The sequence below is a fragment of the Pararhizobium antarcticum genome, assembly GCF_001885585.1.
GTDB classification, from domain to species: Bacteria; Pseudomonadota; Alphaproteobacteria; order Rhizobiales; family Rhizobiaceae; genus Pararhizobium; species Pararhizobium antarcticum.
The window spans coordinates 1-23,718 of the sequence record NZ_LSRP01000105.1; the positions used below are offsets into that span (position 1 = coordinate 1).

General features: G+C 61.0%; 24 protein-coding genes. 15 read left to right on the forward strand and 9 right to left on the reverse strand.

What is annotated here, in order from left to right:
- Positions 1-190: 190 nt before the first annotated feature.
- The 3 genes from AX760_RS18090 to AX760_RS18100 all read right to left on the reverse strand — a co-directional run bounded on the left by AX760_RS18090 (position 191) and on the right by AX760_RS18100 (position 1,933).
- Positions 191-538 (reverse strand): type II toxin-antitoxin system PemK/MazF family toxin, encoded by a 348-nt coding sequence (locus AX760_RS18090; RefSeq protein ID WP_071834394.1) that lies wholly within the window; start codon positions 536-538, stop codon positions 191-193.
- Positions 535-753: an antitoxin MazE family protein gene (locus tag AX760_RS18095; RefSeq protein ID WP_071834395.1), complete on the reverse strand. Its 219-nt coding sequence runs from the start codon at positions 751-753 to the stop codon at positions 535-537. The genes AX760_RS18090 and AX760_RS18095 overlap by 4 nt, the downstream gene beginning before the upstream one ends.
- A gap of 265 nt (positions 754-1,018) precedes the next feature.
- Positions 1,019-1,933: a HEPN domain-containing protein gene (locus AX760_RS18100; RefSeq protein WP_175552090.1), complete on the reverse strand. Its 915-nt coding sequence runs from the start codon at positions 1,931-1,933 to the stop codon at positions 1,019-1,021.
- 269 nt (positions 1,934-2,202) lie between these two features.
- Here AX760_RS18100 and thrS point away from each other — a divergent pair, with 269 nt between their 5' ends.
- Together thrS and AX760_RS18110 are read left to right on the forward strand one after the other, a co-directional pair.
- A complete protein-coding gene (gene thrS, locus AX760_RS18105) occupies positions 2,203-4,227 on the forward strand; it encodes a threonine--tRNA ligase (protein WP_071834396.1) in 2,025 nt (674 codons plus the stop codon).
- A 108-nt stretch (positions 4,228-4,335) separates the two neighbouring features.
- Positions 4,336-5,175, forward strand: a complete 840-nt coding sequence (locus AX760_RS18110) for a lysophospholipid acyltransferase family protein (protein ID WP_071834397.1) — start codon at positions 4,336-4,338, stop codon at positions 5,173-5,175.
- Between the two features lie 6 nt (positions 5,176-5,181).
- On the opposite strand, the gene AX760_RS18115 is transcribed toward AX760_RS18110, so the two are convergent.
- A complete protein-coding gene (locus AX760_RS18115; protein WP_071834398.1) occupies positions 5,182-5,427 on the reverse strand; it encodes a DUF6894 family protein in 246 nt (81 codons plus the stop codon).
- Between the two features lie 170 nt (positions 5,428-5,597).
- Here AX760_RS18115 and AX760_RS18120 point away from each other — a divergent pair, with 170 nt between their 5' ends.
- Both AX760_RS18120 and AX760_RS26800 read left to right on the forward strand, forming a co-directional pair.
- Positions 5,598-6,317 (forward strand): Crp/Fnr family transcriptional regulator, encoded by a 720-nt coding sequence (locus AX760_RS18120; protein ID WP_071834399.1) that lies wholly within the window; start codon positions 5,598-5,600, stop codon positions 6,315-6,317.
- A 170-nt stretch (positions 6,318-6,487) separates the two neighbouring features.
- The gene (locus tag AX760_RS26800; protein ID WP_139276511.1) at positions 6,488-6,661 is read left to right on the forward strand and encodes a DUF2188 domain-containing protein; all 174 of its coding nucleotides are present in this window, start codon (positions 6,488-6,490) and stop codon (positions 6,659-6,661) included.
- A 36-nt stretch (positions 6,662-6,697) separates the two neighbouring features.
- Here AX760_RS26800 and AX760_RS18125 read toward each other — a convergent pair whose 3' ends face one another.
- Positions 6,698-7,711, reverse strand: a complete 1,014-nt coding sequence (locus AX760_RS18125; protein WP_071834400.1) for a hypothetical protein — start codon at positions 7,709-7,711, stop codon at positions 6,698-6,700.
- 100 nt (positions 7,712-7,811) lie between these two features.
- On the opposite strand from AX760_RS18125, the gene AX760_RS18130 reads away from it, so the two are divergent.
- Entirely contained in the window at positions 7,812-8,396 is a 585-nt protein-coding gene (locus AX760_RS18130; protein ID WP_071834401.1) for a nitroreductase family protein, read from the forward strand.
- Complete coding sequence (locus tag AX760_RS18135; protein WP_071834402.1) at positions 8,396-8,998, forward strand: flavin reductase family protein; 603 nt, start codon at positions 8,396-8,398, stop codon at positions 8,996-8,998. The genes AX760_RS18130 and AX760_RS18135 overlap by 1 nt, the downstream gene beginning before the upstream one ends.
- Here the strand turns inward: AX760_RS18135 and AX760_RS18140 are convergent.
- Positions 8,995-9,714: a hypothetical protein gene (locus AX760_RS18140; protein WP_071834403.1), complete on the reverse strand. Its 720-nt coding sequence runs from the start codon at positions 9,712-9,714 to the stop codon at positions 8,995-8,997. The two genes, AX760_RS18135 and AX760_RS18140, sit on opposite strands and share 4 nt — an antisense overlap.
- 105 nt (positions 9,715-9,819) lie before the next feature.
- On the opposite strand from AX760_RS18140, the gene AX760_RS18145 reads away from it, so the two are divergent.
- Together AX760_RS18145 and AX760_RS18150 are read left to right on the forward strand one after the other, a co-directional pair.
- The gene (locus AX760_RS18145; RefSeq protein WP_071834404.1) at positions 9,820-10,959 is read left to right on the forward strand and encodes a DUF2336 domain-containing protein; all 1,140 of its coding nucleotides are present in this window, start codon (positions 9,820-9,822) and stop codon (positions 10,957-10,959) included.
- 59 nt (positions 10,960-11,018) lie between these two features.
- Entirely contained in the window at positions 11,019-12,044 is a 1,026-nt protein-coding gene (locus AX760_RS18150; RefSeq protein WP_071834405.1) for an SDR family oxidoreductase, read from the forward strand.
- 61 nt (positions 12,045-12,105) lie between these two features.
- Here AX760_RS18150 and AX760_RS18155 read toward each other — a convergent pair whose 3' ends face one another.
- Together AX760_RS18155 and parE are read right to left on the reverse strand one after the other, a co-directional pair.
- The gene (locus tag AX760_RS18155; RefSeq protein WP_071834406.1) at positions 12,106-12,537 is read right to left on the reverse strand and encodes a hypothetical protein; all 432 of its coding nucleotides are present in this window, start codon (positions 12,535-12,537) and stop codon (positions 12,106-12,108) included.
- Between the two features lie 276 nt (positions 12,538-12,813).
- Positions 12,814-14,895 carry a DNA topoisomerase IV subunit B gene (gene parE / locus AX760_RS18160; protein ID WP_071834407.1) on the reverse strand — a complete coding sequence of 694 codons (2,082 nt, stop codon included), beginning with the start codon at positions 14,893-14,895 and terminating at the stop codon, positions 12,814-12,816.
- A gap of 253 nt (positions 14,896-15,148) precedes the next feature.
- On the opposite strand from parE, the gene AX760_RS18165 reads away from it, so the two are divergent.
- The 6 genes from AX760_RS18165 to AX760_RS18190 all read left to right on the forward strand — a co-directional run bounded on the left by AX760_RS18165 (position 15,149) and on the right by AX760_RS18190 (position 21,943).
- A complete protein-coding gene (locus tag AX760_RS18165) occupies positions 15,149-16,042 on the forward strand; it encodes a dienelactone hydrolase family protein (RefSeq protein ID WP_071834408.1) in 894 nt (297 codons plus the stop codon).
- A gap of 117 nt (positions 16,043-16,159) precedes the next feature.
- Positions 16,160-17,602: a UbiA family prenyltransferase gene (locus tag AX760_RS18170; protein WP_071834409.1), complete on the forward strand. Its 1,443-nt coding sequence runs from the start codon at positions 16,160-16,162 to the stop codon at positions 17,600-17,602.
- Entirely contained in the window at positions 17,599-18,921 is a 1,323-nt protein-coding gene (locus AX760_RS18175; protein ID WP_071834410.1) for an FAD-binding oxidoreductase, read from the forward strand. Before AX760_RS18170 ends, AX760_RS18175 begins: the two co-directional genes overlap by 4 nt.
- Positions 18,922-19,014: 93 nt before the next feature.
- Complete coding sequence (locus AX760_RS18180; protein ID WP_071834411.1) at positions 19,015-19,452, forward strand: EamA family transporter; 438 nt, start codon at positions 19,015-19,017, stop codon at positions 19,450-19,452.
- The gene (locus AX760_RS18185; RefSeq protein WP_071834412.1) at positions 19,449-20,459 is read left to right on the forward strand and encodes an NAD-dependent epimerase/dehydratase family protein; all 1,011 of its coding nucleotides are present in this window, start codon (positions 19,449-19,451) and stop codon (positions 20,457-20,459) included. Before AX760_RS18180 ends, AX760_RS18185 begins: the two co-directional genes overlap by 4 nt.
- A 17-nt stretch (positions 20,460-20,476) precedes the next feature.
- A complete protein-coding gene (locus AX760_RS18190; RefSeq protein WP_175552092.1) occupies positions 20,477-21,943 on the forward strand; it encodes an aspartate aminotransferase family protein in 1,467 nt (488 codons plus the stop codon).
- 75 nt (positions 21,944-22,018) lie between these two features.
- Here AX760_RS18190 and AX760_RS18195 read toward each other — a convergent pair whose 3' ends face one another.
- A complete protein-coding gene (locus tag AX760_RS18195; protein WP_071834413.1) occupies positions 22,019-22,657 on the reverse strand; it encodes an OmpA family protein in 639 nt (212 codons plus the stop codon).
- A 195-nt stretch (positions 22,658-22,852) separates the two neighbouring features.
- Here AX760_RS18195 and tpiA point away from each other — a divergent pair, with 195 nt between their 5' ends.
- On the forward strand, positions 22,853-23,623 hold the full coding sequence (tpiA, locus tag AX760_RS18200; protein ID WP_071834414.1) for a triose-phosphate isomerase: 771 nt from the start codon (positions 22,853-22,855) through the stop codon (positions 23,621-23,623).
- Positions 23,624-23,718: the final 95 nt, after the last annotated feature.

Genomic DNA, 23,718 nt, shown 5'->3' on the forward strand with positions numbered 1-23,718 from the left:
CCCCTCTGTCACTGCGTGACATCTCCCCCACAAGGGGGGAGATCAGCCTTTTCCCTTTTTGCCATCAGTCTTCAGGTTAGGGACGCAGAAGGTTGTGATGATCTCCCCCTTGTGGGGAGATGTCGGCGTCGCCGACAGAGGGGGGGGGAAGTCTCCGAGCGCGGCTGACATGAGGAAATGTGCGAAGGGATTAGGACTGCGTTTTCGGCGATCCGGCAAGTCCGAGAAAGACCAGCAAAGCGCGGTTGAGGCGCAGCATATCCTCGTCGTCCAGCCGCCCGATCTGGCGACCGATTTTCGATTTGGGCACGGTGGTGATCTTGTCGACCATAAGACGGGAGGACGTCAGCAGGCCGTTGCCCGCATTGGGTTCGACATTCAGCCGGAACAGCGGCGCATCGGTGTCATCCGACGTGAAAGAGCAAATGGTGATCGACGCGGTCGCATCGAATGTATCGTCCTGTACGATCACGACCGGGCGCGGCTTGCCGGCATAGTCCGCCCCGCCCGCGACGGTCCAGATGTCGCCACGCCTCATTCATCGCTCCGGTCGGAGACCGCATCGATAAAAGCCTGATCGTCCTCGGCCTGCGCGCTCTCAGCCACCGCAAGCGATTGGCGATGCGCCTCGGCCTTGAAGGATGCCGCCCGCACATCCGGCACCCAGATCTGGATTGGCCGCAAGCCCTGCGCGCGAAGACGGGCGCGGTGTTCGCCGACTTTTATGCGGGAGGGCTTTGGGGATGTGGGCATGGTGGTTTCTCTAGGGAGGAGGGTTACATGTAACTTATCGAGAAATATGCGAGGTAGCAATGTTTTCTTGGTTGGCGCGTTTGCGGCGATTGTTGAAATTAGCCATGACTGCAGTGTGGTCGTCACAGAGAAGTAAACAGTTGCCTCGTGCGAAGAGCGGCCTCAGAGCAGATAATTGCCATTATGGAATAAATATCATGCATATGCCCATCACGGCACCCAGAACGATTGCTTCCTGTTCAAGTGCGTTGAATGTCATAGCCACTCATCTTTCAAGCAGGTTCCGCGTCAACTCTTCTTCAGAAGGCAAGCCTCGGTTTATGAGAATTGCCTGTATTGCATCGCGTAGCAAAACCCATGCACGGGACCATTTCTCAATACCAAATTGATGCTGCGAGCCATGGGAGATTTTGCTTCGGTCTCCATAGCTTTTTTTAGAGGTTTCATAGGTCTCTTGCCTTGGACGAAGAGGTTCCAGAAGCTCGGCTAACAGTAGGGATGTCCTAAAGGTAATTTCGGTACTGATCGATGGAAATAGGCTTTCAATGCCCTGCCAGCAATGGAGAATTGAACTGGATAGATCAGGCATTAGCGGAGCCTGTACCAACGCCCTCCTAGCAGCTCGTAGGACTGGAGTTTTCCTTTCATACTCAAGCCACCGCTCAAGGTCTTCCGTAGCGCCTGTTACAACCCCACTACCAACTTTCCGAACAAACTCACCAGGCGCACCCTGGATGCAGGCAAACGATAGCTGGTGCGGCCAGATTTCAACCCTTGCCGTTTTATGCGGGATGCCCTCGCGAAGGCCTTCATGCATGACAGCTTGCCGGTCTGATGAGCGGCCATTGATGCCAGCATAGTCATTTAAGGACATATTACATCCGAACGGAGCTACCGTCGGGCTCGTGCCGCGTAAATACAGCATCGCTCTATAGCAATCCATTTTGTCGATTGCCTGCTCAACAGAGGGAGCGGGTATTTCTATTTCCAGGTTTACGTTCTGCAAAAATATGTGAAGCAACTCTGCCGGAAGGCGCGTCGGATGGTTTTGCGCAATCAAGCTGTAAAGATCGAAAATCGACACGTCCCACTTGCGTTTATGAATCCGTATGGCGTCCCCGCATACGTCCGCATCGAATTCGGGAATCCACCATTGTATTGGGAAAAAGAAAGTCTGCATTTATCCATGCTCCTGTCTTCTATCCAAAACGTCAATCGTGCATAAATCAACAATTTTGCACCGTTTCTGCGGCGTGCAATCTCAATAGTTTATCCGGCGCAAAAATCAGGTGCATTTTACGCCCGAAAAAAAGGGCAAAAATCGACCCTGAGACTCAACCCCTTCCCATCCCCCGCATTTCCCCGTATACCGCGCACCGCCTGAGGCCGTCTGTCGGCCGTCCACCCATACCACCCGCATTCGTTGGCGGGACTGGATAGGAGAGTTTTATGTCTGCACCGGTTTCCCTGACATTTCCCGATGGTTCGGTTCGCGAGTATGCCGCGGATGCGACCGGGCGTGATGTGGCCGAATCGATTTCGAAGTCGCTGGCCAAGAAGGCCGTGGCCATTGCGCTGGATGGTGTCTTGCGCGATTTGTCCGACGTCGTGACCAGCGGCAAGCTCGAGATCGTGACGCGCGATGATCCGCGCGCGCTCGAACTGATCCGCCACGATGCCGCCCATGTGATGGCTGAAGCCGTGCAGGAGCTTTGGCCCGGCACGCAGGTGACGATCGGGCCGGTGATCGAGAACGGCTTCTATTACGACTTTGCCAAGGCCGAGCCGTTTACGCCTGATGATCTGCCGAAGATCGAAAAGCGGATGAAGGAAATCATCCAGCGCAACAAGCCGTTTACCCGCGAAATCTGGCCGCGCAACAAGGCGCGCGCGGTTTTTGCTGCGAAAGGCGAGGCTTACAAGGTCGAGCTGGTCGATGCGATCCCGGAAGACCAGGACCTGAAGATCTATTACCAGGGCGACTGGTTCGACCTCTGCCGCGGACCGCATATGGCTGCGACCGGCCAGATCGGCACGGCCTTCAAGCTGATGAAGGTGGCCGGCGCCTATTGGCGTGGCGATAGTAACAATCCGATGCTGACGCGCATCTATGGCACGGCCTTTGCCGACCAGGCGCAGCTCGATGCCTATCTGCACATTCTGGCCGAAGCCGAAAAGCGCGACCACCGCCGTCTCGGCCGCGAGATGGACCTGTTCCATTTCCAGGAAGAAGGCCCCGGCGTCGTCTTCTGGCACGGCAAGGGCTGGCGCGTCTTCCAGACGCTGGTCGCCTATATGCGCCGGCGCCTGGCCGGCACCTACCAGGAGGTCAACGCGCCGCAGGTGCTCGACAAGTCGCTGTGGGAAACCTCGGGCCACTGGGGCTGGTACCGCGACAACATGTTCAAGGTGACGGTGGCCGGCGACGAGACGGATGACGAGCGGGTCTTTGCGCTGAAACCGATGAACTGCCCCGGCCATGTGCAGATCTTCAAGCATGGTCTGAAGAGTTATCGCGAACTGCCGATCCGGCTTGCCGAATTCGGCAATGTGCATCGCTACGAACCCTCCGGCGCGCTGCACGGGCTGATGCGCGTGCGCGGGTTTACGCAGGACGACGCCCATGTGTTCTGCACCGACGATCAGATGGCCGCCGAATGCCTGCGGATCAACGACCTGATCCTCTCGGTCTACGAGGATTTCGGCTTTCAGGAGATCACGGTAAAACTCTCGACCCGGCCGGAAAAGCGCGTCGGTGTCGATGCGCTCTGGGACCGCGCCGAAAGCGTCATGTCGGATGTTCTGAAGACGATCGAGGAACAGGCCGGCGGTCGCATCAAGACCGGCATTCTGCCGGGCGAGGGCGCGTTTTACGGGCCGAAGTTCGAATACACGCTGAAGGACGCGATCGGCCGGGAATGGCAGTGCGGCACGACGCAGGTCGACTTCAACCTGCCGGAACGGTTTGGCGCCTTCTATATCGACTCAAATTCGGAAAAGACCCAGCCGGTCATGATCCACCGCGCCATCTGTGGCTCGATGGAGCGTTTCCTCGGCATCCTGATCGAGAACTTCGCCGGCCATCTGCCGCTGTGGATCTCGCCGCTGCAGGTGGTGGTCGCGACGATCACGTCGGAAGCCGACGATTACGGTCGCGAGGTTGCCGAACTGCTGCGCGAGGCCGGTCTTGAGGTCGAGACCGACTTCCGCAACGAGAAGATCAACTACAAGGTGCGTGAGCATTCGGTGACCAAGGTGCCTGTGATCATCGTCTGCGGCATGCGCGAGGCGGAGGAGCGCACCGTCAACATCCGCCGTCTCGGCTCACAGGCGCAGACGCCGATGACGCTGGACGAGGCGATCGACAGCCTGACGCTCGAGGCAACGCCGCCGGATCTGGTGCGCAAGGCCGAACGCCGCCTGGCCAAGGATATCGCCAAGGCGAATGCCAAAGGCGAGGGACTGAACGGCTGACGCCGGAGCCTGTCAGAAAACTGTTACAGTGGAAGGCTATCCCGGTTCCTGTGCCGGGATAGCACCGCTTTCAGGCGGTGGGCCGGTCTGACCAAGCGAGGCGCAATCGTGCAGTTCAAAGAGCTGTCTTACGCGAATGACAATGACACGCGGCTGAAACGCTGGTTCATCCGGTCCATGGAGGGGCTCGGCGGCCGCAATCGCTATGCCCGACTCTACAACCAGTGGCGCCATGACATCGTCGGCAGCAGCGACCGGATTTTCGGCCAGATGCTCGACCTGATCGATGTCAAGATCAGCGTGGTCGGCGAATGGCCGCCGCGCAACCTGCCGGAGACGCCGGTGGTGATCGTCGCCAACCATCCCTTCGGCATCGGCGACGGCATTGCCGTGCTGGCGCTGGCCGAACAGCTCGGCCGTCCGTTCCGGGTGCTCATCAACAACGAGCTGATGAAGGTGCCGGAAATGGCGCCCTATGCGCTGCCGATCTCCTTTGCGGAAACCAAGGAAGCCCTCGCCCTCAACATGGCGACGCGCCACGAGGCCTTGCGGCTCCTGAAGGAAGGCGTCACCGTCATCGTCTTTCCTGCCGGCGGCGTTGCGACCGCGAAAAAGGGCTTCGGACGCGCGGAAGACCTGCCGTGGAAGATGTTCCCGGCCAAGCTGATCCAGTCGGCCAAGGCAAGCGTCATCCCGATCTATTTCGAAGGCCAGAACGGGCGGCTGTTCCATCTGGCGAGCAAGGTCTCGCTGACGCTGCGTCTCTCGCTGCTGATCCGCGAATTCCGCCGGCTGTCGGGCAAGACGATTTCGTCGCGCATCGGCCAGCTGATCGCCTGGGAGGAGTTGAGCGTGCTGCCGGACCGCAAGGACATACTCAGCCATCTCTACGATGCGGTCTTCACCCTGGCGCCGCCACGCCGGCGTTTCCTGCGCCGGGCGGGATAGAGCGGGCTATTCCAGCGGTTCCAGCCATTCCGTGTTGAAGGTCAGGCTGGCGACCGAAATCGCCCGGCCGGTGTCGTCGCGCACTGTCAGGGAGACGATGGCGCGCGCCTGATAGGGCAGTTCCTCGCGCGCCACCTCCAGAAGGATGCGGCTCACTTCCATCGCTACGCTCTGGCGGGAGGCAAGCTCGATGCCGGTATCGTCGCGGGTCGGTCCATCGCCATTGTGCAGGTCGAAAAAATAGCGGCGCATTCTCAGTTTATCCCCATCGTTTTACATCCCCGGTACTGCGGACCAAACAGGCGGAAGCGTAAAATTGTTCCCGGAAACCGGGAAATTTCATGCCGGACGTGTCAATGTTAAATGTGCCGGTTTCCGGCATGGGGTAGGCGAGGGCCAGCTTATTTCTGGACCCCTGCACATTGATCGAATCGCTCCTGCTCAATCTCCAAAGTCATGATGTCGTTACCGAACCAGAGAGAACGCTGCTGAGCGAGTTGGTCTGGCGCGAAAGGCGTTTTCTCGTCGATGAGGATATCGTTGCGGAGGGATCGCGGCCGAGCTACAGCACGCTTCTGGTCGACGGTTTTGCAGCCCGCTACAAGTTCATGGCGGATGGCGCGCGACAGATTACCGCCCTGCACGTCGCCGGCGATTTTGTCGACCTGCATGCCTTTCTGCTGAAGACCATGGATCACGGCATCGTCGCCATGTCGCCCTGTCATGTCGCTTTTCTTGACCATGGTGATCTCAAGGATATTTCCGAAACCCAGCCGCATCTGAGCCGGCTGCTGTGGCTCGACACGCTGGTCGACGGTGCGGTGCATCGCGAATGGATCGTCGCCATGGGCCGCCGCTCGAAGAAATCGCATCTGGCGCACCTGATCTGCGAGCTCTACGTGCGCCTGCAGGTCGTCCGCCGCACCGACGGCTTCCGCTTTCACTTTCCGCTGACCCAGCTCGAACTCGCCGACGTGCTCGGTATCTCCGTCGTCCACCTCAACAAGACCCTGCAGGTTCTGCGGCGGGAGGAACTGTTCACCTGGATCAACCAGATGATCACCATTCTCGACTGGGAAAAGCTGCAGGACCTCGCACAATTCGACCCCACCTATCTCAGCCTGAACGTCGAGGCGCGTTGAGGGAGAGGGACGGCGGGGAAGCGGGGTGCAAGGGGGCGCGTAAGGTCAAGTGCAAGGACGCTGGCGTTAACCTTTCCTATTAAGCTTAACCGGCGGTTACTGGTCTTGCCGGTTGCACAGGCCCGCACAAGGGCCCACAAAGTCCGGATATTAACTGGGCTGGATTGACAATGACTGTTGATGGAATCAATTTTGAGCATTCGATTGAAGTGACACGTCTGAACAGCGGCAAGTGGACCTATGTGATCCGCCTGCGCGAGGAAAAAAGCCGGCCGAGCATGCGTTTTCGCACGCGCGAGCAGGCGGTCGACGAGGCCCGGGAACTTTTGTCCTACATGCTGTGAAACGAGGGTGACCGCAGACTGTGACCTGCGGTTTTGCTAATCCTGCGCGTCGGTCGCTGCGGGCGCGCTGGCCGTGTCGGCGTCCTTCAACAGAACTTCGACGTCCTTATTGACGCCGGCGACCACCTTGAAATCGCGCTGGAAGATCTGTTCCTTGTTGCGCGCAATGGCGGTGTAGGCGCCTTCGGCGAGAATGAGCGTCGGGAAGGCACCGACGCTTTCGCTGACCACGTCGCCCGAGGACGTCAGGATCGACCATGCCGTATCGGCAATGGCCTCGCCGCCGGCTTCCGAGACCAGTTTCAGCGTCAGCTTGGCTGCCCGGTGCTGGATGGTCGCTTCCGTCAGCTTGCCGGCCTCGACCTGGATATCGGCGCGGATGACGGCGTTGACGGTGCCGTAGTCGGACACGACATGGTAGGTTCCGGTGTTCAGGCGCGTGACTGTGTTCGGCTTGACGTCGGCAACCACCAGCGCCCGCTCGCCATCCTCCTTCACGTCAGCAGAATAGATCGAAAAACTCAATTCATCCGGGGGAATGCGCACATCGCTGCCGGAGATTGCGTTCAGCATCATGCCGCCGGCATCGAGAACGAGCATCTGGTTTTCCGCCGTACCGGTTTCGGGAACCCGGATCTTGCGCGTCGCGCCGGCCCTGCCGAAGGCGACATTGACGAAATATTCGCCGGGAACCAGTTGGAAGGCCGCCGATCCGCCTTCCGACGTCGCCAGAAGCGGCAGTTTGCCGTCCGAGCCCGGGAACGGGCTGAACACCCGCCACGTCAGCCCCTGTTCGACCGGCTTACCCTTTTCGGTCAACAGCGCCTGCAGGCTGACATCCTTCAGCGCTGCGCCGTTCTCTGTTGCCGTGATCAATGGATTGAAACTGTTGAGCTTCGGCATCTTGCCGGTCGTCGAGATCGAGGGGAAGCTGGTGAACGGGTCTGCCAGATCCTGTGCCTGATCTTGCGCCACGGCTGCAACCGGCGCGGCAATCGCGCAAAGAAGGGCGACGATCGATCCGAATATGGGACGGCTATGGATGCGCATGTGCGTGGTTGACTTCCTGACGGTGTGGCTCCACTTGAAGCGCCTGTATGGCAATTTCGTGGCTGCCGGTGCGGCCGCAAACTAGTGGAAATCAATCGTGATGAAAACCGAAATCAGTCTGCGTGATTATCTGGCGACGCGACGCTCCATTCCCGCGTTCCAGATGGGCGAGCCGGGCCCGGACAAGGCGACCGTCGAGGCGATGCTGACGCTGGCCTCGCGGGTTCCAGATCATGGCAAGCTGGCACCCTGGCGCTTCATCGTCTATCGCGGCGATGACCGCGCGCGGATCAGCGCGGAACTTGCCCGCATGGCGATCGCTGCCAAACCGGATCTGTCCGACGAGATGATCAAGGTTGAAAATGCGCGGCTGACACGGACTCCGGTCGTGGTTGCCGTTATCAGCACGGCTGCGCCGCATGCCAAGGTGCCGGAATGGGAGCAGGTCCTGTCGGCCGGCGCCGTCTGCCTCAATCTTGTCATGGCCGCGAACGCCCATGGTTTTTCGTCCAACTGGCTGACGGAATGGTATGCCTTTGATGAAAAGGCCTATCCGCTGCTCGGCATCGCGCCCGGCGAAAAGGTCGCCGGCTTCATCCACATCGGGACTGCGCAGGTGCCGCCGACGGAGCGTCCGCGGCCGGACCTGTCTGAAATCGTCACCTGGGTCGGCGGTCAGGACTGATGTTTTATCCAACCGACAGCAATGAACATGGCCTGAGCCATGACCCGTTCAAGGCGATCGTCTCGCCGCGCCCGATCGGCTGGATCGGGACGCGCGGTGCGGACGGGAGCCACAACCTGGCGCCCTATTCGTTTTTCAACGCCATCTCCGATCGGCCGAAACTCGTGATGTTCTCCTCCAGCGGACACAAGGGATCGGTTCGCAACATCGAGGAAACCGGCGTGTTCACCGCAAGCTTCGTCGGTCGCGCCCTGATCGACGCGATGAACACGACATCGGCAGCAGTGCCGCACGGCGAAAGCGAATTTTCGCTGGCCGGCCTGACGGCGACAGACGGTCGGCTTGTTGCGGCGCCCTATGTTGCAGAGGCCTTTGCAGCCCTCGAATGCCGGGTCACGGAGCGCTTCCAGCCAAGGGGGCTGGATGGCGAATTCTCCGACAATTACGTGGTGATCGGGCAGGTGGTCGGCATTCACATCCGCGAGGAGGCCATTCGCGAGGGGCGTTTCGATGCCCAGCTGGTGCGCCCGATCGGACGCATGGGCTATATGGACTATTGCGACGCCGGCGATGTCTTCGAGATCATGCGGCCGAAACTCTAGGGCCGGAGCGGCCATCCGCTCAAAGCGGCCAGATGTGCCGGTCCGCTGGCGACGATATCGTCGAAGCCGTTCTTCAGGCTGGCCGTCCGGACCGGCATCAGTTCGTCAGGCGCGATCGTTGCCGCCAGCATCTCGTAACGGGGAACTTGCGCCTCGACTGCTTTCAGCACGCAGATGGCGCGCGCAAATGACAGGAGCCCGCCTGCAGGCCTGATCCGGGGATAATCTGGCATCGCCCCGGTCGCGCCAGCCAGTGCCGCCGCGTTGAAGACAAGGCCGCGCAGGCGTGCGGATTTTCTGGCAAGGCTATGGGGCGAGAGGAAGAATTGCGCTTCCGCGCCGCATTCGGCCAGAATGCTTGTCTCGCCGATCGGCCGGTTTGCCGCCGCTTCGGCCACGCCGAGAAGCACGTCGAGCTTCTGGATATCGGCCCCATTGCGGCATCCGGAAAGAAGGATGCCGTCCGGCAGACCGTGTCCGAGTGTGGCAAGATCGGTTTCGGCGTTTGCGTCTGGGAAACCGCCGATGCGCACGAGGACCGGACGGCGGGCGATCGTCCTGTCGCGCGCCTGCAAAAATGCCAGCAATGCCCGGTCGTCCTCCGGTGAGGGTTCGTTGCCGTCCTCCGGGTGAAGATCGAAGATCAGCGGAACGCCTGCATGGTCGCCGCAAAGGGCCGCCGGCCAATCGATCGGCGCGAGCAGCAGAAGCGGCATGACACTCTCCAGCGGGTTAACGGACATGGTGAACCAATCTTAAACGTTTATCCGTTAGCGTGTCCTGCAACATCATGTTGAGTGTTGGTGTGTAGTGAGGCGTCCGTGATCATACAAGCATTTCTTCGCTGGGTGGAAACCGCAAAAACGAGCGACCGTATGCGCGCTGCGAGTGCGTTGGGTCGCGCCTATGTCAAGAACGAGATGAACACGCTGGATCGCCATGCCGCCGAAATGGCCATGACGTTCCTGCTCGATGATCCATCGCCCAAAGTCCGTCTTTCCCTGGCAGAGGCGATCGGCGAATGTTCCTTCGTGCCGCGCACGATCATCCTGCCGCTGGCGGAAGACCAGCCCGAAATTGCCTATGCCGTGATTTCCTGTTCGCCGGTTCTGACCGATGCCGATCTTGTCGATCTTGCCGCCCGTGGCAGCCATGAAACCCGCGCGGTGATCGCGGCACGGCAGGGCATGTCGCGGCCGGTGGCCGCCGCCATCGCTGAAATCGGCGGCGAGGAAGAGGTCCTGATCCTGCTTGAAAACCAGCAGGCGCAGTTTTCCCGCCGCACGCTGAAGCGCCTGAGCGATCGCCTGGGCCATCTCTGGTCGATCCGAAACCATTTGCTCGACCGCCCCGACCTGCCGGCCGATGCACGGCATACGCTGGTCGAAAAGGTTGGTCATGCGCTGGCCGGGTTCAGCCTGGTGCAGGCGGCGATCGGCGACCGAAGGGTCGAGCGCATCACCCGCGAAGCCTGTGATCGCGCCGCCGTCAGCATGGCGGGAACCGCCGGTGCCGACGAGGTGCCGGCCCTGGCCGAACATTTGCGGGCGACGGGACGGCTGACACCGGCTTTCCTCCTGCATGCGCTCTGCTCCGGCAAGATTGATTTTTTTGCCGCCGCGATCGTCAACCTCTCCGGCGTGCCTGAAAAGCGGGTGCGCTCGATCCTCGCCGACGGCCGCATTCCGGCGATCCGCGCCTTGCTCGAAAGTGCCGGTCTCGGGCGCGATGTCAGCACGCTGTTTGCCGAGGCCATGTTGATGTGGCGCAAGGAGAGCCGGTCGGGCGCTGCAATCGTCGCCGCCTCGATCTCCTCCATGCTGCTGCAGAAGCTGCAAGGCACCGCTGCGTCCGCCGGCCTTTCCGGCGGCATTGCCGACCTGGTCGAAAAACTGACCATTGCCGAACAGCGCCAGACGGCGCGCGACTATGCGCAGACGGCGGCACGCGAGGCCGCCTGACAGGCGACATAGTTTCAATTGCGCTGTTCACGGGCTGTCCGTCGTTATAAGCTGCTGCAATGGATATATCGGACAAGAGAACGCTGGTGGTCGTAACCGGCATCGGCGGCTTCCTCGGGCGGCATGTTGCGAGCAGCCTGTTGCGGCAGGGCTATGACGTGCGCGGCACCGTCCGTTCGCTGAAGACGGCCGCGGAAATCGAAAGTGCGATCCGCAGCAGCGGGGATGCCGGCAAGGGGCATTTGACCTTCGCGGTTGCCGATCTCCTGTCGGATGCCGGCTGGGACGATGCGGTGGCCGGGGCGGACTGTGTCATGCACGTGGCCTCGCCCTTTCCCGATCGGGTTCCGAAAGACGAAGACGAGCTGATACGGCCAGCGCGGGACGGCGCCCTGCGGGTTCTGAAAGCTGCCAAGAAGGCCGGCGTGCGCCGCGTCGTTCTGACCTCGTCGATTGCCGCCATCAATTATGGAGCGGGCAGGGCGCCGTTCAGCGAAGCCGACTGGACCGATGTCGACGGGCCGCTCTCGACCCCCTATTACAAGTCGAAGACCATCGCCGAGCGGGCCGCCTGGGCCTTTGCCAAGGCGGAGGGTCTGGAGCTTGCGGTGGTCAATCCCGGCATGATTCTCGGGCCTGTGCTCGGCGGCAAGCCGGGTACATCGGTGGGTCTCATTCGCGGCATGATGAAGGGCAAATATCCGGCCATGCCGGATTTCCGTGTCGCAGTCGTCGATGCGCGCGACGTCGCCGATGCCCATGTCCAGGCGATGATCGTGCCGGAAGCGGCCGGCGAACGGTTCATTGCCGCCGGAAAGGCGATGTCTCTGAAAGAGATTTCGGAGGTCCTGAAAACCACGCATCCCGCCTATCCGAAGAAAATGCCGAAACTCGTGCTGCCGAACTGGCTGGCGCGGCTGGCGGCGCTGTTTGATCCCGGCGTAAGGCTGATCCTCAAGGAACTCGGGCGCGACGCGACGGTGTCGAACGACAAGGCGCGGCGCATGCTTGGCGGGACGCCGCGCAGCGAGACGGAGGCCATCCGCGCCAGCGCCCAGAGCCTGATCGACTCCAGAAGCGTCTGAAGGCTGCAGTTTATGAAGCGGGAGCGTCTGAAGGCGGGGCCTTCGACGCTGCCGCATCGGCCTATTTGGTGAATTTTCGCGCCACCCAGGAATAACCATCCTCGACGTAATGCACCGGCTTGGTCACGACATTGCGCAGCTGTGTCGTATCGGGCAAGGCGCCGGTGATGAAGGCCAGTGCGCGGCGCGGCAGATTGGGCCGGGTCTCGCTCTCCGCCGTTGCGGCAACCGCCGGCGTGTCGAGCGGCGCCGGCTTCAGCTGTGGCTGCGGCTCCGGATCGGCCGTCGCCGTCATGGCATTGCCCGCGGTTTCACAGACTGCGACGATGACAGGGTAATTGTGGTCGTTGGAGAATTTCGGCAACTGCTTTTGCGATTCATTGTCGCACAGCGCCACCGTCTGCCACGAGCCCTCGACGGTCGATATGTAATGGCACTGCGTCGCACTGTCGTCGCAGCCCAGGATTGTCATGATAACAAGGGCGGCTTTCATGAAGCGTCCATCCTTCGGTTGAGTCGCGGTCTTTATCGATCCGTCGTCTTATAGATTGTCTTTTGTTCTCTAAATAAGGCAGGACCAGAAACCGGCGAAAACGAATTGTTTCGGATTGTTGCGGGCGGACCGGGCAGGCTGATCGTCGCTTCCGGCTGGCGCAACCGGCTTGAATCGATACTTTAAAAGCAGGAGAAAACCGTTTCCGCCCAGTTGGTTGGAGCGGAAACGTGAATCAAATCAATAGCCTGTTGAATCACTTTGTGAAGCGCGCCGTCAGATGTCGAGATTGTCGGCGAACACCGCCCGTTCCTGGATGAAGCGAAAGCGGGCGTCGGCCTTGGTGCCCATGAGATTGTCGACCGCCTCGCGCGTGCCCTCGAAATCGATCTCGTCGATGGAGACTTTCAGCAAAGTGCGCTTGCTCGGATCCATGGTGGTTTCCTTGAGCTGCGCCGGCATCATTTCGCCCAGGCCCTTGAAGCGGCCGATCTCGACCTTGCCGCGACCGTTGAACTCGCTTTCCATCAGCTCCATGCGGTGCCGGTCGTCGCGGGCATAGAGCGTTTTCGCCCCTTGCGTGATCCGGTAGAGCGGCGGCACGGCGAGGAACAGATGGCCGCCACGGATCAGCTCTGGCATCTCCTGGTAGAAGAAGGTGATCAGAAGAGAGGCGATGTGGGCGCCGTCGACATCGGCGTCTGTCATGACGATGACGCGCTCGTAGCGCAGGTCTTCTTCGCGATATTTGCCGCGCGTGCCGCAGCCGAGCGCCTGCACGAGATCGCCGATCTGCTGGTTGGCGGTCAGCTTGTCGCGTCCGGCACTCGCCACGTTGAGGATCTTGCCGCGCAGCGGCAGGATCGCCTGGTTGGAGCGGTTGCGCGCCTGCTTGGCCGAGCCACCGGCCGAATCGCCTTCGACGATGAACAGTTCCGCGCCAACGGCCGAATTCTGCGAGCAATCCGCGAGCTTGCCCGGCAGGCGCAGCTTGCGCACGGCGGACTTGCGGTTGACTTCCTTTTCCTTGCGACGCCGCACGCGCTCGTCGGCGCGTTCGATCACCCATTCGAGCAGCTTGGCGGCTTCCTGCGGATTGTCGGCGAGGAAATGGTCGAACGGGTCGCGGATGGCGTTCTCGACGAGGCGCTGCGCCTCGACCGTCGCCAGCTTGTCCTTGGTCTGGCCGACGAATTCCGGTTCGCGGATAAACACCGAGAGCATGCCCGCCGCCGAGATCATCACATCCTCGGTCGTGACGATCGCCGCGCGCTTGTTCTGCGTCAGTTCGGCATAGGATTTCAGGCCCTTGGTCAGAGCGATGCGGAAGCCGGCTTCATGCGTGCCGCCTTCGGGCGTCGGGATCGTGTTGCAATAGGAATGCAGCACGGCATCGCCGCCATACCAGGTGACGGCCCATTCCATCGCACCATGGCCACCGGTCTTCTCGGTCTTGCCTGAAAAGATTTCCCGGGTGACGGTAAATTCCTTGCCCATGGTCGCCTGGAGATAGTCCTTCAGGCCACCCGGGAAATGGAACACCGCCTTTTCCGGCGTGTCCGTTCCCTCTGTGAGAGCCGGATCGCAGGACCAGCGGATCTCGACGCCGCCGAACAGATAGGCTTTCGAGCGCGCCATGCGGAACAGCCGCGCCGGATCGAATTTTGCATGGGCGCCGAAGATATCCGGATCCGGATGAAAGCGGACGCGGGTGCCGCGGCGGTTCTGGACATCGCCGAGTTCTTCCAGCCCACCCTGGGGAATGCCGCGCGAAAACCGCTGGCGATAGAGCTTGCGATTGCGGGCAACCTCGACCTCGAGCACGTCCGACAGCGCATTGACGACGGACACGCCGACGCCGTGCAGGCCGCCGGATGTTTCGTAGACCTTGCTGTCGAATTTGCCGCCGGCATGCAGGATCGTCATGATCACTTCGAGCGTCGATTTTCCCGGGAATTTCGGATGGTTCTCGACGGGTATGCCGCGGCCATTGTCGGTAACGGTGAGGAAGCCCTCGGTATCGAGGCTGACCTCGATGAAATTGGCATGGCCGGCAACCGCTTCGTCCATCGAGTTGTCGATGACTTCGGCAAACAGGTGGTGCAGCGCCTTTTCGTCCGTGCCGCCGATATACATGCCCGGCCGACGGCGCACGGGTTCGAGACCCTCGAGCACTTCGATGGTCGAGGCATTGTAATCGCCAGTGTCGTTCTTCAGCGGCGAGGCCGCGCCGAGACGTGTCTCGGACTGCGCGGCCGCTGCAGGCTTCGAAACGGCAACAGGCGCCGGGCTGGGCTTGGGGGCCACGGGCGTCGGCGGCGTCGGCAATGCGGAAAAGAGATCTTTGCTGTCGTCCATGGGTCTTTCAGAAGTCTTCCCGTGATGAAGGCGTCTTTACGGCACGAACGGCCGGAGGCGCATTCCATGAATTGCTGTTCGAATCGCTGGCAAGCTGTCTGAATTATGCCAGATTGCGGGCATCAGAACGATCCGGTCCGATGCGGCGTCCACCGATCTGCCGCAAGACGCCACCAGGCGCTTTGCATCGCCGCAACTGTTGCGTTGCGCGAGCGCAGATGGCAAGGCTTGGATCAAAAGAGGAACATTCCCGATGCGCCTGTCCACAACTGATTTCGCCCGAGGTCCGATTATCGGCCTTTGCATGCTGCTGTCTTCCGCTTTGTCGGTCAATGCGCAGATGTTGCAGCCCTACAAGGAGGCGCTGTTTGCCTATGGACGCGTCCTCGAAACGGCGGATGGCGGCGATTACCGGGTGGTCGACTATCAGGAGCAGCGCGATATCAATGGTCGCGATCAGATCCCCGAACGGCGGGTCAAGCGCGCCTATGTGTCGCTCGGGGTCAAGGGCAGCCAGGTCAACGAGACGATTGCGGCGGCGGGCCATGCCGTCAACGTCACCCGCGTCGGACCGGCAAGCGGGGCTGCATTTTCGGTGATCTTCATTCACGGGCGCGGCGGCGACCGCAGGCTGGGCGTCAACGATTATTCCTTCGGCGGAAACTTCAACCGCCTGAAGAACCTCGCGGTCGAGAATGGCGGCGTTTACTTTGCCCCGAGCGTCAGATCCTTCGACGCTGCCGGTGTCGCCAATGTCGCGGCGCTGGTGGCGCATGCAAAATCCGTCTCCGGCGGCAAGCCCGTCGTGCTGGCCTGCGCCTCCATGGGCAGTTTTATCTGCTGGGGGATTGCACGCCTGACGCAGGCGCCGGAGATGCTGGACGGCATGATCATCATGGGTGGACCCGTGGATGGCCAGTTTTTCAAGAGCGCCGCCCACAAGGCAAGAGTGCCGATCTTCTTCAGCCATGGCAGCGCAGACAGCGTCTATCCGGCGCAGGACCAGGTGGCGCTCTACAGGAAACTGAAGGCTGAAGGCTATCCGGCGCGTTTGGTTCTGTTCCAGAGCGGGTCGCACGGAACGCCGGTGCGCATGACCGACTGGCGCGATGCCTTGAACTGGATCGGGCAGCAGTCGGCGCGCTAATACAGCTGCACTTCATTAACCAGTCGGCCAGTTTCAAGATCCCGGAAGCATGACGTTTGCTTTTTTTAAAGCTCGCCGTGGGACGGTCCTGCTCACGTTATAGTGGGGTTTTTTCTTATGGATGCTCGGACAGAAACGCGGCATATTCCGTTGTGCGTCGATCTGGATGGTACGTTGCTTGCAACCGATACCCTTTGGGAAGGTGTGGCAATCGTTCTCTTGCGCAATCCCTTTTTGGTCTTCGCGATGCTCTATTGGCTGGTCAAGGGCAAGGCGCACCTGAAATTCGAGATTGCCAAACGATCGGGACGCCGGGCCATCGACTGGCCCTATCGCGAGCCGGTCCTGACGCGGCTGAAGCGCGAGGCGGAAACCGGCAGGCCGGTCATTCTCGTCACGGGCGCTGCCGAAAGCATCGCTGTCGACGTTGCCGCCCATACGGGCCTGTTTTCCTCCGTGCTTCACAGTTCCGACACGCTGAACCTCACCAGCCGTCGCAAGCGCGATGCGCTGGTCGCCCAGTTCGGGGAGGGCGGGTTCGACTATATGGGCAACAGCCGTGACGACATTGCCGTGTTTGACGCGGCGCGAAAGGCAATAGTCGTTGCCCCGGATGCCGCCGCCGAGCGCTGGCGGCGCAATCACGATGCCGAACGGCTTGAGATGGGTCGGGTGAGCCGGCTTGCGGCCTTGAAATCGATCCGGGTCCACCAGTGGGCCAAGAACGTGCTGATCGGCGTGCCGATGGTGCTCAACCATGACATCCTGAAGATGGATGCGATGGTCAATGTCATCATGGCCTTCTTCGCCTTCAGTTTCCTGGCCTCTGCGGTCTATGTGATCAACGATCTGTCCGATCTCACCAATGATCGCCGCCATCCGAAAAAACGGCATCGGCCGCTGGCAAGCGGCCAGATGTCGGTGCCCATGGGCCTCGTCATCGCTTTTTGCCTGATCATCGCGTCGCTCGGGCTCTCTTCGATGCTCCCCTGGGAATTTGCGGCCACGCTCGGCTTTTATGCTCTGGCGACGACGGCCTATACATTCGTGCTGAAACGCAAGCTGCTCGTCGATGTCTTCACGCTGGCGGGTCTCTACACTGTCCGTATCGTCGCGGGGGCAGCCGCAACCGGCACGGAGCTGTCCTTCTGGCTGTTGTCGTTCTCGATCTTCTTCTTCCTCAGCCTGGCGCTGGTGAAGCGCTATGTCGAGCTGGACGAATATGACGGGCGGGACGGCGACCAGGTGCCGGGACGCGGTTATACGACCGTCGATTTCGAGATGGTCGGCCAGGCCGGCGTATCCTCGGCCTTCACCTCCGCCATGGTTCTGGCACTCTACATCCACAGCCAGGAAATGATGGAGATGTATTCGCAGCCCTGGGTGCTGTGGCCGCTCTGCCCGCTGGTGCTCTACATGCTGCTGCGGATCTGGATGCTGGCGCGCCGCAAGATGCTGCACGAGGATCCGGTTGTGTTCATCATGCGCGATTGGCGCAGCCTGGTGACCATGGCGATCGGTGCATCGTTGATTGTCCTTGGAGCACTGGGGCCGCTATGAGCGACGCCGCCTTCGACAGCTGGGGCCGCATCGATTGCCGCCCGCGCAAATCCATGTCGCCCGACAGCTTTGAGACCCTGCGCGGACAGGCGGGGCCGGACAGCCTGCTGCCCTTCGGCAATGGTCGTTCCTACGGCGACAGTTGCCACAATGATGCGGGCACCCTGATCGACAGCCGCCGGCGCAGCCGCATCCACGGTTTCGATCCGGGCACCGGCATCATATCTTGCGATGCCGGCGTCAGCCTGCACGACATTCTGGTGCGGACGATCCCGCATCGTTTCTTCCTGCCGGTGACGCCGGGAACCGCTTTCGTGACCATTGCCGGCGCTGTCGCCAATGACGTGCACGGCAAGAACCACCATATCAGGGGCACATTCGGCAACCATGTCGTATGCCTGACGCTGCTGCGCTCGAGCGGCGATGTGTTGACCTGCTCCATGCAGGAGAATACAGACCTGTTCCGTGCGACGATCGGCGGCATGGGCCTGACGGGTCTGATCCTGTCGGTCGACCTGCAGATGCTGAAAGTGCCGTCTGCGCATATCCAGCAGCATGCCATCCGCTTCGACACGCTCGACCGCTATTTCGACATGGCCGAACGGATCGACGACGAACACGAATATGCCGTCGCCTGGATCGACCAGCTGGCCACCGGCAAACGCATGGGCAGGGGCGTGTTGCTGGCAGGCGACCACGCCGATGCCTCTTGCGAATTTCCGGACATGCCGCGCGCGATGAAGCTGTCGGTGCCTTTTGCGCCGCCTTTCAATCTTTTGAACGGGTTGACGCTGAAAGCCTTCAACGAAGCCTTCTTCCGCAAGGAAAAAGTGCAGGAAACCGTGACGACGGTCAAATGGCCGGGCTATTTCTACCCGCTCGATGCGATCGGCCGCTGGAACCGGCTGTATGGTCCCAAGGGCCTCTATCAGCACCAGAGCGTCTACCCGCTGGAAAATGCGCCTGAGATCACCGCACTTTTGATGAAGACGGCCCGGGATGCCGGTCATGCGTCGTTCCTGACGGTGCTCAAACGCTTCGGCGCCATCCAGTCGCGGGGGCTGTTTTCGTTTCCGCGTCCGGGATTCACGCTGACGCTGGATTTCGCCAATCAGGGTGAAAAGACCCTTAAGCTGCTGGACGCGCTGGATGCCATCGTTGTCGCCGCCGGCGGCGCCATCAATCCCTACAAGGATGCCCGCATGAGCGCCCAAGTCTTTGAAAAATCATTCCCTGACTGGCGCAAACTGGAAGCATTCCGCGATCCCGCGATCGCCTCGAACTTCTGGAAACGCACGGCGCTGGCTTTGCCAAAATGAGACAAGTTACAATTTGAATTAAATAAACGCACCGATTTCACGAAATATACTGCTCTTGCGTGTAGTTCATCCGGTGGGAACAGGAGCCTAGAAATGAAGTATATCGTATTCATTTTGTTTACTGTGCTGACCAATGCGGCAGCGCAGCTGATGCTGAAGCAGGGCATGCTCAATCTTGGGCCGCTCCATTTCACGGCCGACACATTTATCGTTCGTATTTTCCAGATCGTTTTCAGCCCCTGGGTGTTTGCCGGGCTGGTCACCTTCGTGATCTCCATGGCGTCGCATCTCTATGTGCTGTCGAAGGTCGAACTGTCCTTCGCCTTTCCGTTCCTCAGCCTGGCCTATGTGGCCGTCGCCGTCTTCGCCTATTTCGTCTTCCACGAAGATATGAACGCCTGGCGGATCGCCGGCATCGGCTTCATCTGCGTCGGAACCGTTCTCATCGCCCAGTCCGGAATGTCGTCGCATGATGAAGGTCATGCCGTCGAAGCGGCGGGCGCAACAGCAAAAATCGGGAGCCCCTCATGAAACACATCATTTTTGGCGGCGACGGCTTTGTCGGTCGTCACCTGGCTGAACGCCTCGTCAATGACGGCGAGGAGGTGCTTGTCGCCGACATCGCCAAGTCCGACCTTGCCCACTACGCCCGCGCCCGCTTCGTCCATTGCGACGTGACCAAGGCGGAAGATGTCTTCGCCGTCGAGATCGGCGCCGACGACATGGTCTACAACATGGCGGCAAAGATGCTGTCGCCGCTGCAGATCCGCGCGAAACGCTGGGAGTTCTTCTGGCCGGTCAACTATTACGGTGCCGAAAACATCATGAAGGCGACGGCGAAGGCCGGTGCCAACCGGATGGTGCAGTTCACCACCGACATGATCTACGGCCACACGATCCAGTCGCCGCAGACCGAAGACCATCCGGCCAAGCCGCTCGGCGAATATGGCAAGTCGAAATGGGCAACGGAACAGCTGGCCGTCGAATGGCGCAAGCAGGGCATGAACATTTCGATCTTCCGCCCGCGCCTGATCATCGGCCCCGGCCGTCTCGGCATTCTGGAAAAGCTGTTCAAGCTGATCGACGCCAACCTGCCGGTGCCGATGATCGGTTCGGGCAAGAACCCGTACCAGTTCATCTCGGTGTTCGATTGCGCCGAGGCTGCCTATCTCGCCTGGAAGGGCGGCGTACCGAATGCGGAATACAATCTGGGCTCCGACAACCCGCCATCGGTGAAGAAGCTGCTCGGTGACCTGATCGTGCATGCCGGTTCGAAATCCTTCCTGCTGCCGACGCCGGCCTTCGCGGTCAAGGCGACGCTTGCTGCCTTCGACGCGATCAACCTGCCGATCATGGACCCGGAACAGTATCTGATCGCCGACGAGATGTGCATTCGCGAGACCGGCAAGCTGAAACGCGAGCTTGGCTGGAAGGCGCAATACAATGACGGCGCCATGCTGATCGCTGCCTATGACGAATACCGTGCCAAGAAGGCCGGACAGACTTTTGCAACCCCAACGGCCGTACCGGCGGAATGAACGAGGAAATGACCACGATGCTCGACAAGCCAGCCCGTATCGCCATCGAAGCCCCTGCGCTCGACGCCGCCCCCCTGAGTGCCGGCATCAAGAAGCCGGACCTGATCACCGTCGAACAGGCCAAGGCCATGAGCCTGGGCGACATGACGACGCTGTTCAAGGATCACCTGAACCCCGGCCAGTTGCACTTCATGAAGCTGCTCGGCTTCAACAAGGTGAAGATCGAAAGCGCCGAGGGCATGTATTATACCGACCAGAACGGCCGGAAAATCCTCGATTTCTTCGGCGGCTTCGGTTCGCTTGCGCTCGGCCACAACCATCCGCGGATTGTCGGCGCGCGCAAGAAATTCCAGGATGAAAACCGCCACGAGATCGCCATTGCCTTCATGTCGCAATATGCGGCGGCGCTGGCCAAGAACCTGGCTGCGATCGCACCCGGCGATCTCGACATGGTCTTTCTCGGCTCGTCCGGTTCGGAAGCCATGGAAGCCGCCCTCAAGGTGGCCGAACGCGCTGCCGGTCCGAAGCGTTCGCGGATCGTCTATGCGGAGAACTCCTTCCACGGCAAGACCAAGGGCGTGCTCTCGGTCACCGATGGCCCGCTCTATCGCGGCGAATTCCGCCTGTTCGACAACAACGTCAAGGTGCCGTTCGGTGATATCGACGCCATCCGCCGCGCGTTCGAAAGCGACCCGACGATCGGCATCCTGCTTCTGGAAACCATCCAGGGCGGCGGCGGCATCAATCTTGCGCCGCCGGAGTTCTGGCAGGAGGTCCGCGCGCTCTGCGACAAGCATGGCGTCATCTGGATCGCCGACGAGGTGCAGTGTGGCGTCGGTCGCTCGGGCCGTTTCTTCGCCTTCGAATATGCCAATGTCGTGCCGGATGTGACCGCGGTCGCCAAGTCGCTCGGCGGTGGCAAGACGGCCGTCGGCGCGATGATCGCCCGGCGCGAGATCTACATGAAGGCCTATGGGACGCCGAAGACGGCGATGATCCACGCCCAGGCGACCTTCGGCGGCATCGGCGAGGCCTGCATCACGGCGATCGAGACCCTGAACGTGCTCTACGACGAGGATCTCATCGAGAACGCGGCCGTGCAGGGCGAATATCTGCTCGAGCGCCTTGCGGCCCTCCACGCCAAGTATCCGAAGATCATCAAGGATGTCAGGGGGCAGGGCCTGATGATCGGCCTCGAGTTCCAGGATTTCAGCCAGACGCTGCCGATGGTGCTGCGTCCGGTGGTCGCGATGCTGGACGACAAGCTGAAAGGCTCGCTCTCGGGCTTCATCGGTGCGCTGCTGCTGCGCGACTACGATACCCTGGTCGCCTTTACCGAATACAACCGCAACGTCATCCGCCTGCTGCCGCCGCTGACCTGCGAGCGCCAGCATGTCGACCAGTTCGTCGACGCGCTCGACGACCTGCTTGGTCGCGGCATCGTTCGGATCGTCAAGGATTTCGTCGGCAGCCAGTTCGCCTGATCGGATAACGTCCATGCAGAAAGGAAACGGCGGCTTCGGCCGCCGTTTTCGTTGATGCTTGAGGGCAGGGCGCGGCTATTGCAGCGTCGAAATCTCGACGCGCCGGTTGCGGCCGTCTTCAGGGGCATCCGGAAAGAGCAGGGTGCCCTCGCCAAAGGCGCGCACGACCAGCCGGTGCGGATCGACATGATAGGTGTCGACCAGATAGCGGGTGGCTGATTCCGCGCGCCGGCGGCTCAGGTCGAGATTGGCCGTGTGGCTGCCGGTCGCATCCGTGTGCCCGCCGATCAGAAACCGGTAGCCCGACAATTCGCTGGACTGCAGTGCCTTGCCGACACTGTCGAGCAGGTCTTGTGCATCGGGTGTCAGGTGGGCCGAGCCAAGCCTGAACGTCACCGCCAGATGGACCGTGGCCGAAACCGTGTCGCCATAGCTGTTCACGGTCGCGGCGGCGTAGTCACCGCTTGGCTGCTGATGGCCGTCGGCCTGCTGCCCGTCCGAACCGCCAGGCAGCGCGTCGGATGTTTGCGTGCTCTCGGCGCCCTGGAAGAGCACGCCCTTGTGCGCAGGTTTCAGGCCGCGCGCGCCCCCTGCCGGCGTCAGCGAGCGCACGAGTTCTTCGGGCGAGGTTGTCGTCAGGACATCCTGTGCGCTTGCCGTGCCGTTTGAAAAGAAAAGTAAGACCAGAAGTGAAACGCCAACCTTGCCTTGCATCGGCATGCTCCCTTGGCTGCGTACATCGGTGTAAAACCCCGGTTTTCCCGATGTCGCCAGATTATGGTACGTCCTGTTTCCCGTCAAATCTAAACGGATCAGCCTGCCGCTTTCATCGAAGCGCGGAGCACTTTTCTTTTCGCCGCTTATTTGCTAGGGGCAATGCCGGGAAACGCAGTCCCCGGAGGAGAATTCATGACGCCCGACATACGCCCGCTTGTTGCCGGAAACTGGAAGATGAACGGTCTGCGCGGTGCGCTCGACCAGATCAAGGCCATGGCGGAAGGCGTCAAGGGACCGTTGTCGGAAAAGGTCGAGGCCTTGATCTGCCCGCCGGCGACGTTGCTCTATGTGGCAACCGCGCTGTGCGATGACAGCCCGCTTCTGATCGGCGCGCAGGATTGCCACCAGGATGTGTCCGGCGCCCATACCGGCGATGTTTCGGCCGAGATGATCGCCGATTGTTTCGGCACCCATGTGATCGTCGGCCATTCGGAGCGCCGCACCGATCACGCCGAAAGCGATGCGCTGGTGCGCGCCAAGGCGCTGGCCGCCTTCTCGGCAGAACTGGTCGCGATCATCTGCATCGGCGAGACCGGTGACGAGCGCAAGGCCGGCAAGACGCTCGACGTGCTGAAGACGCAGCTTTCTGGCTCCGTTCCGGACGAGGCCACCGCCGAAAATACCGTCATTGCCTATGAGCCGGTCTGGGCGATCGGCACAGGCCTGACCCCGACGACGCAGGATGTCGAGGACGCGCATGCCTTCATGCGGAAAGAGCTGGTCGCCCGCTTCGGCGCTGCCGGCAGCAGGATGCGCATTCTCTATGGCGGCTCCGTCAAGCCGTCGAATGCACGGGAGCTGATGGGCGTGCTGAACGTCGATGGTGCCCTGATTGGCGGCGCCAGCTTGAAATCCGCAGATTTTCTCGCCATCTACGGGGCGTATGAAGAATTGACGGCCTGACGGCAGGCCGGGGGTTGGAATGCGCGGTGGCTTGGTATATGCAGCCGCAACACTTATAGCGAGCCGTCCAAGCGTGCTTTCCCGAAACTGTGCGG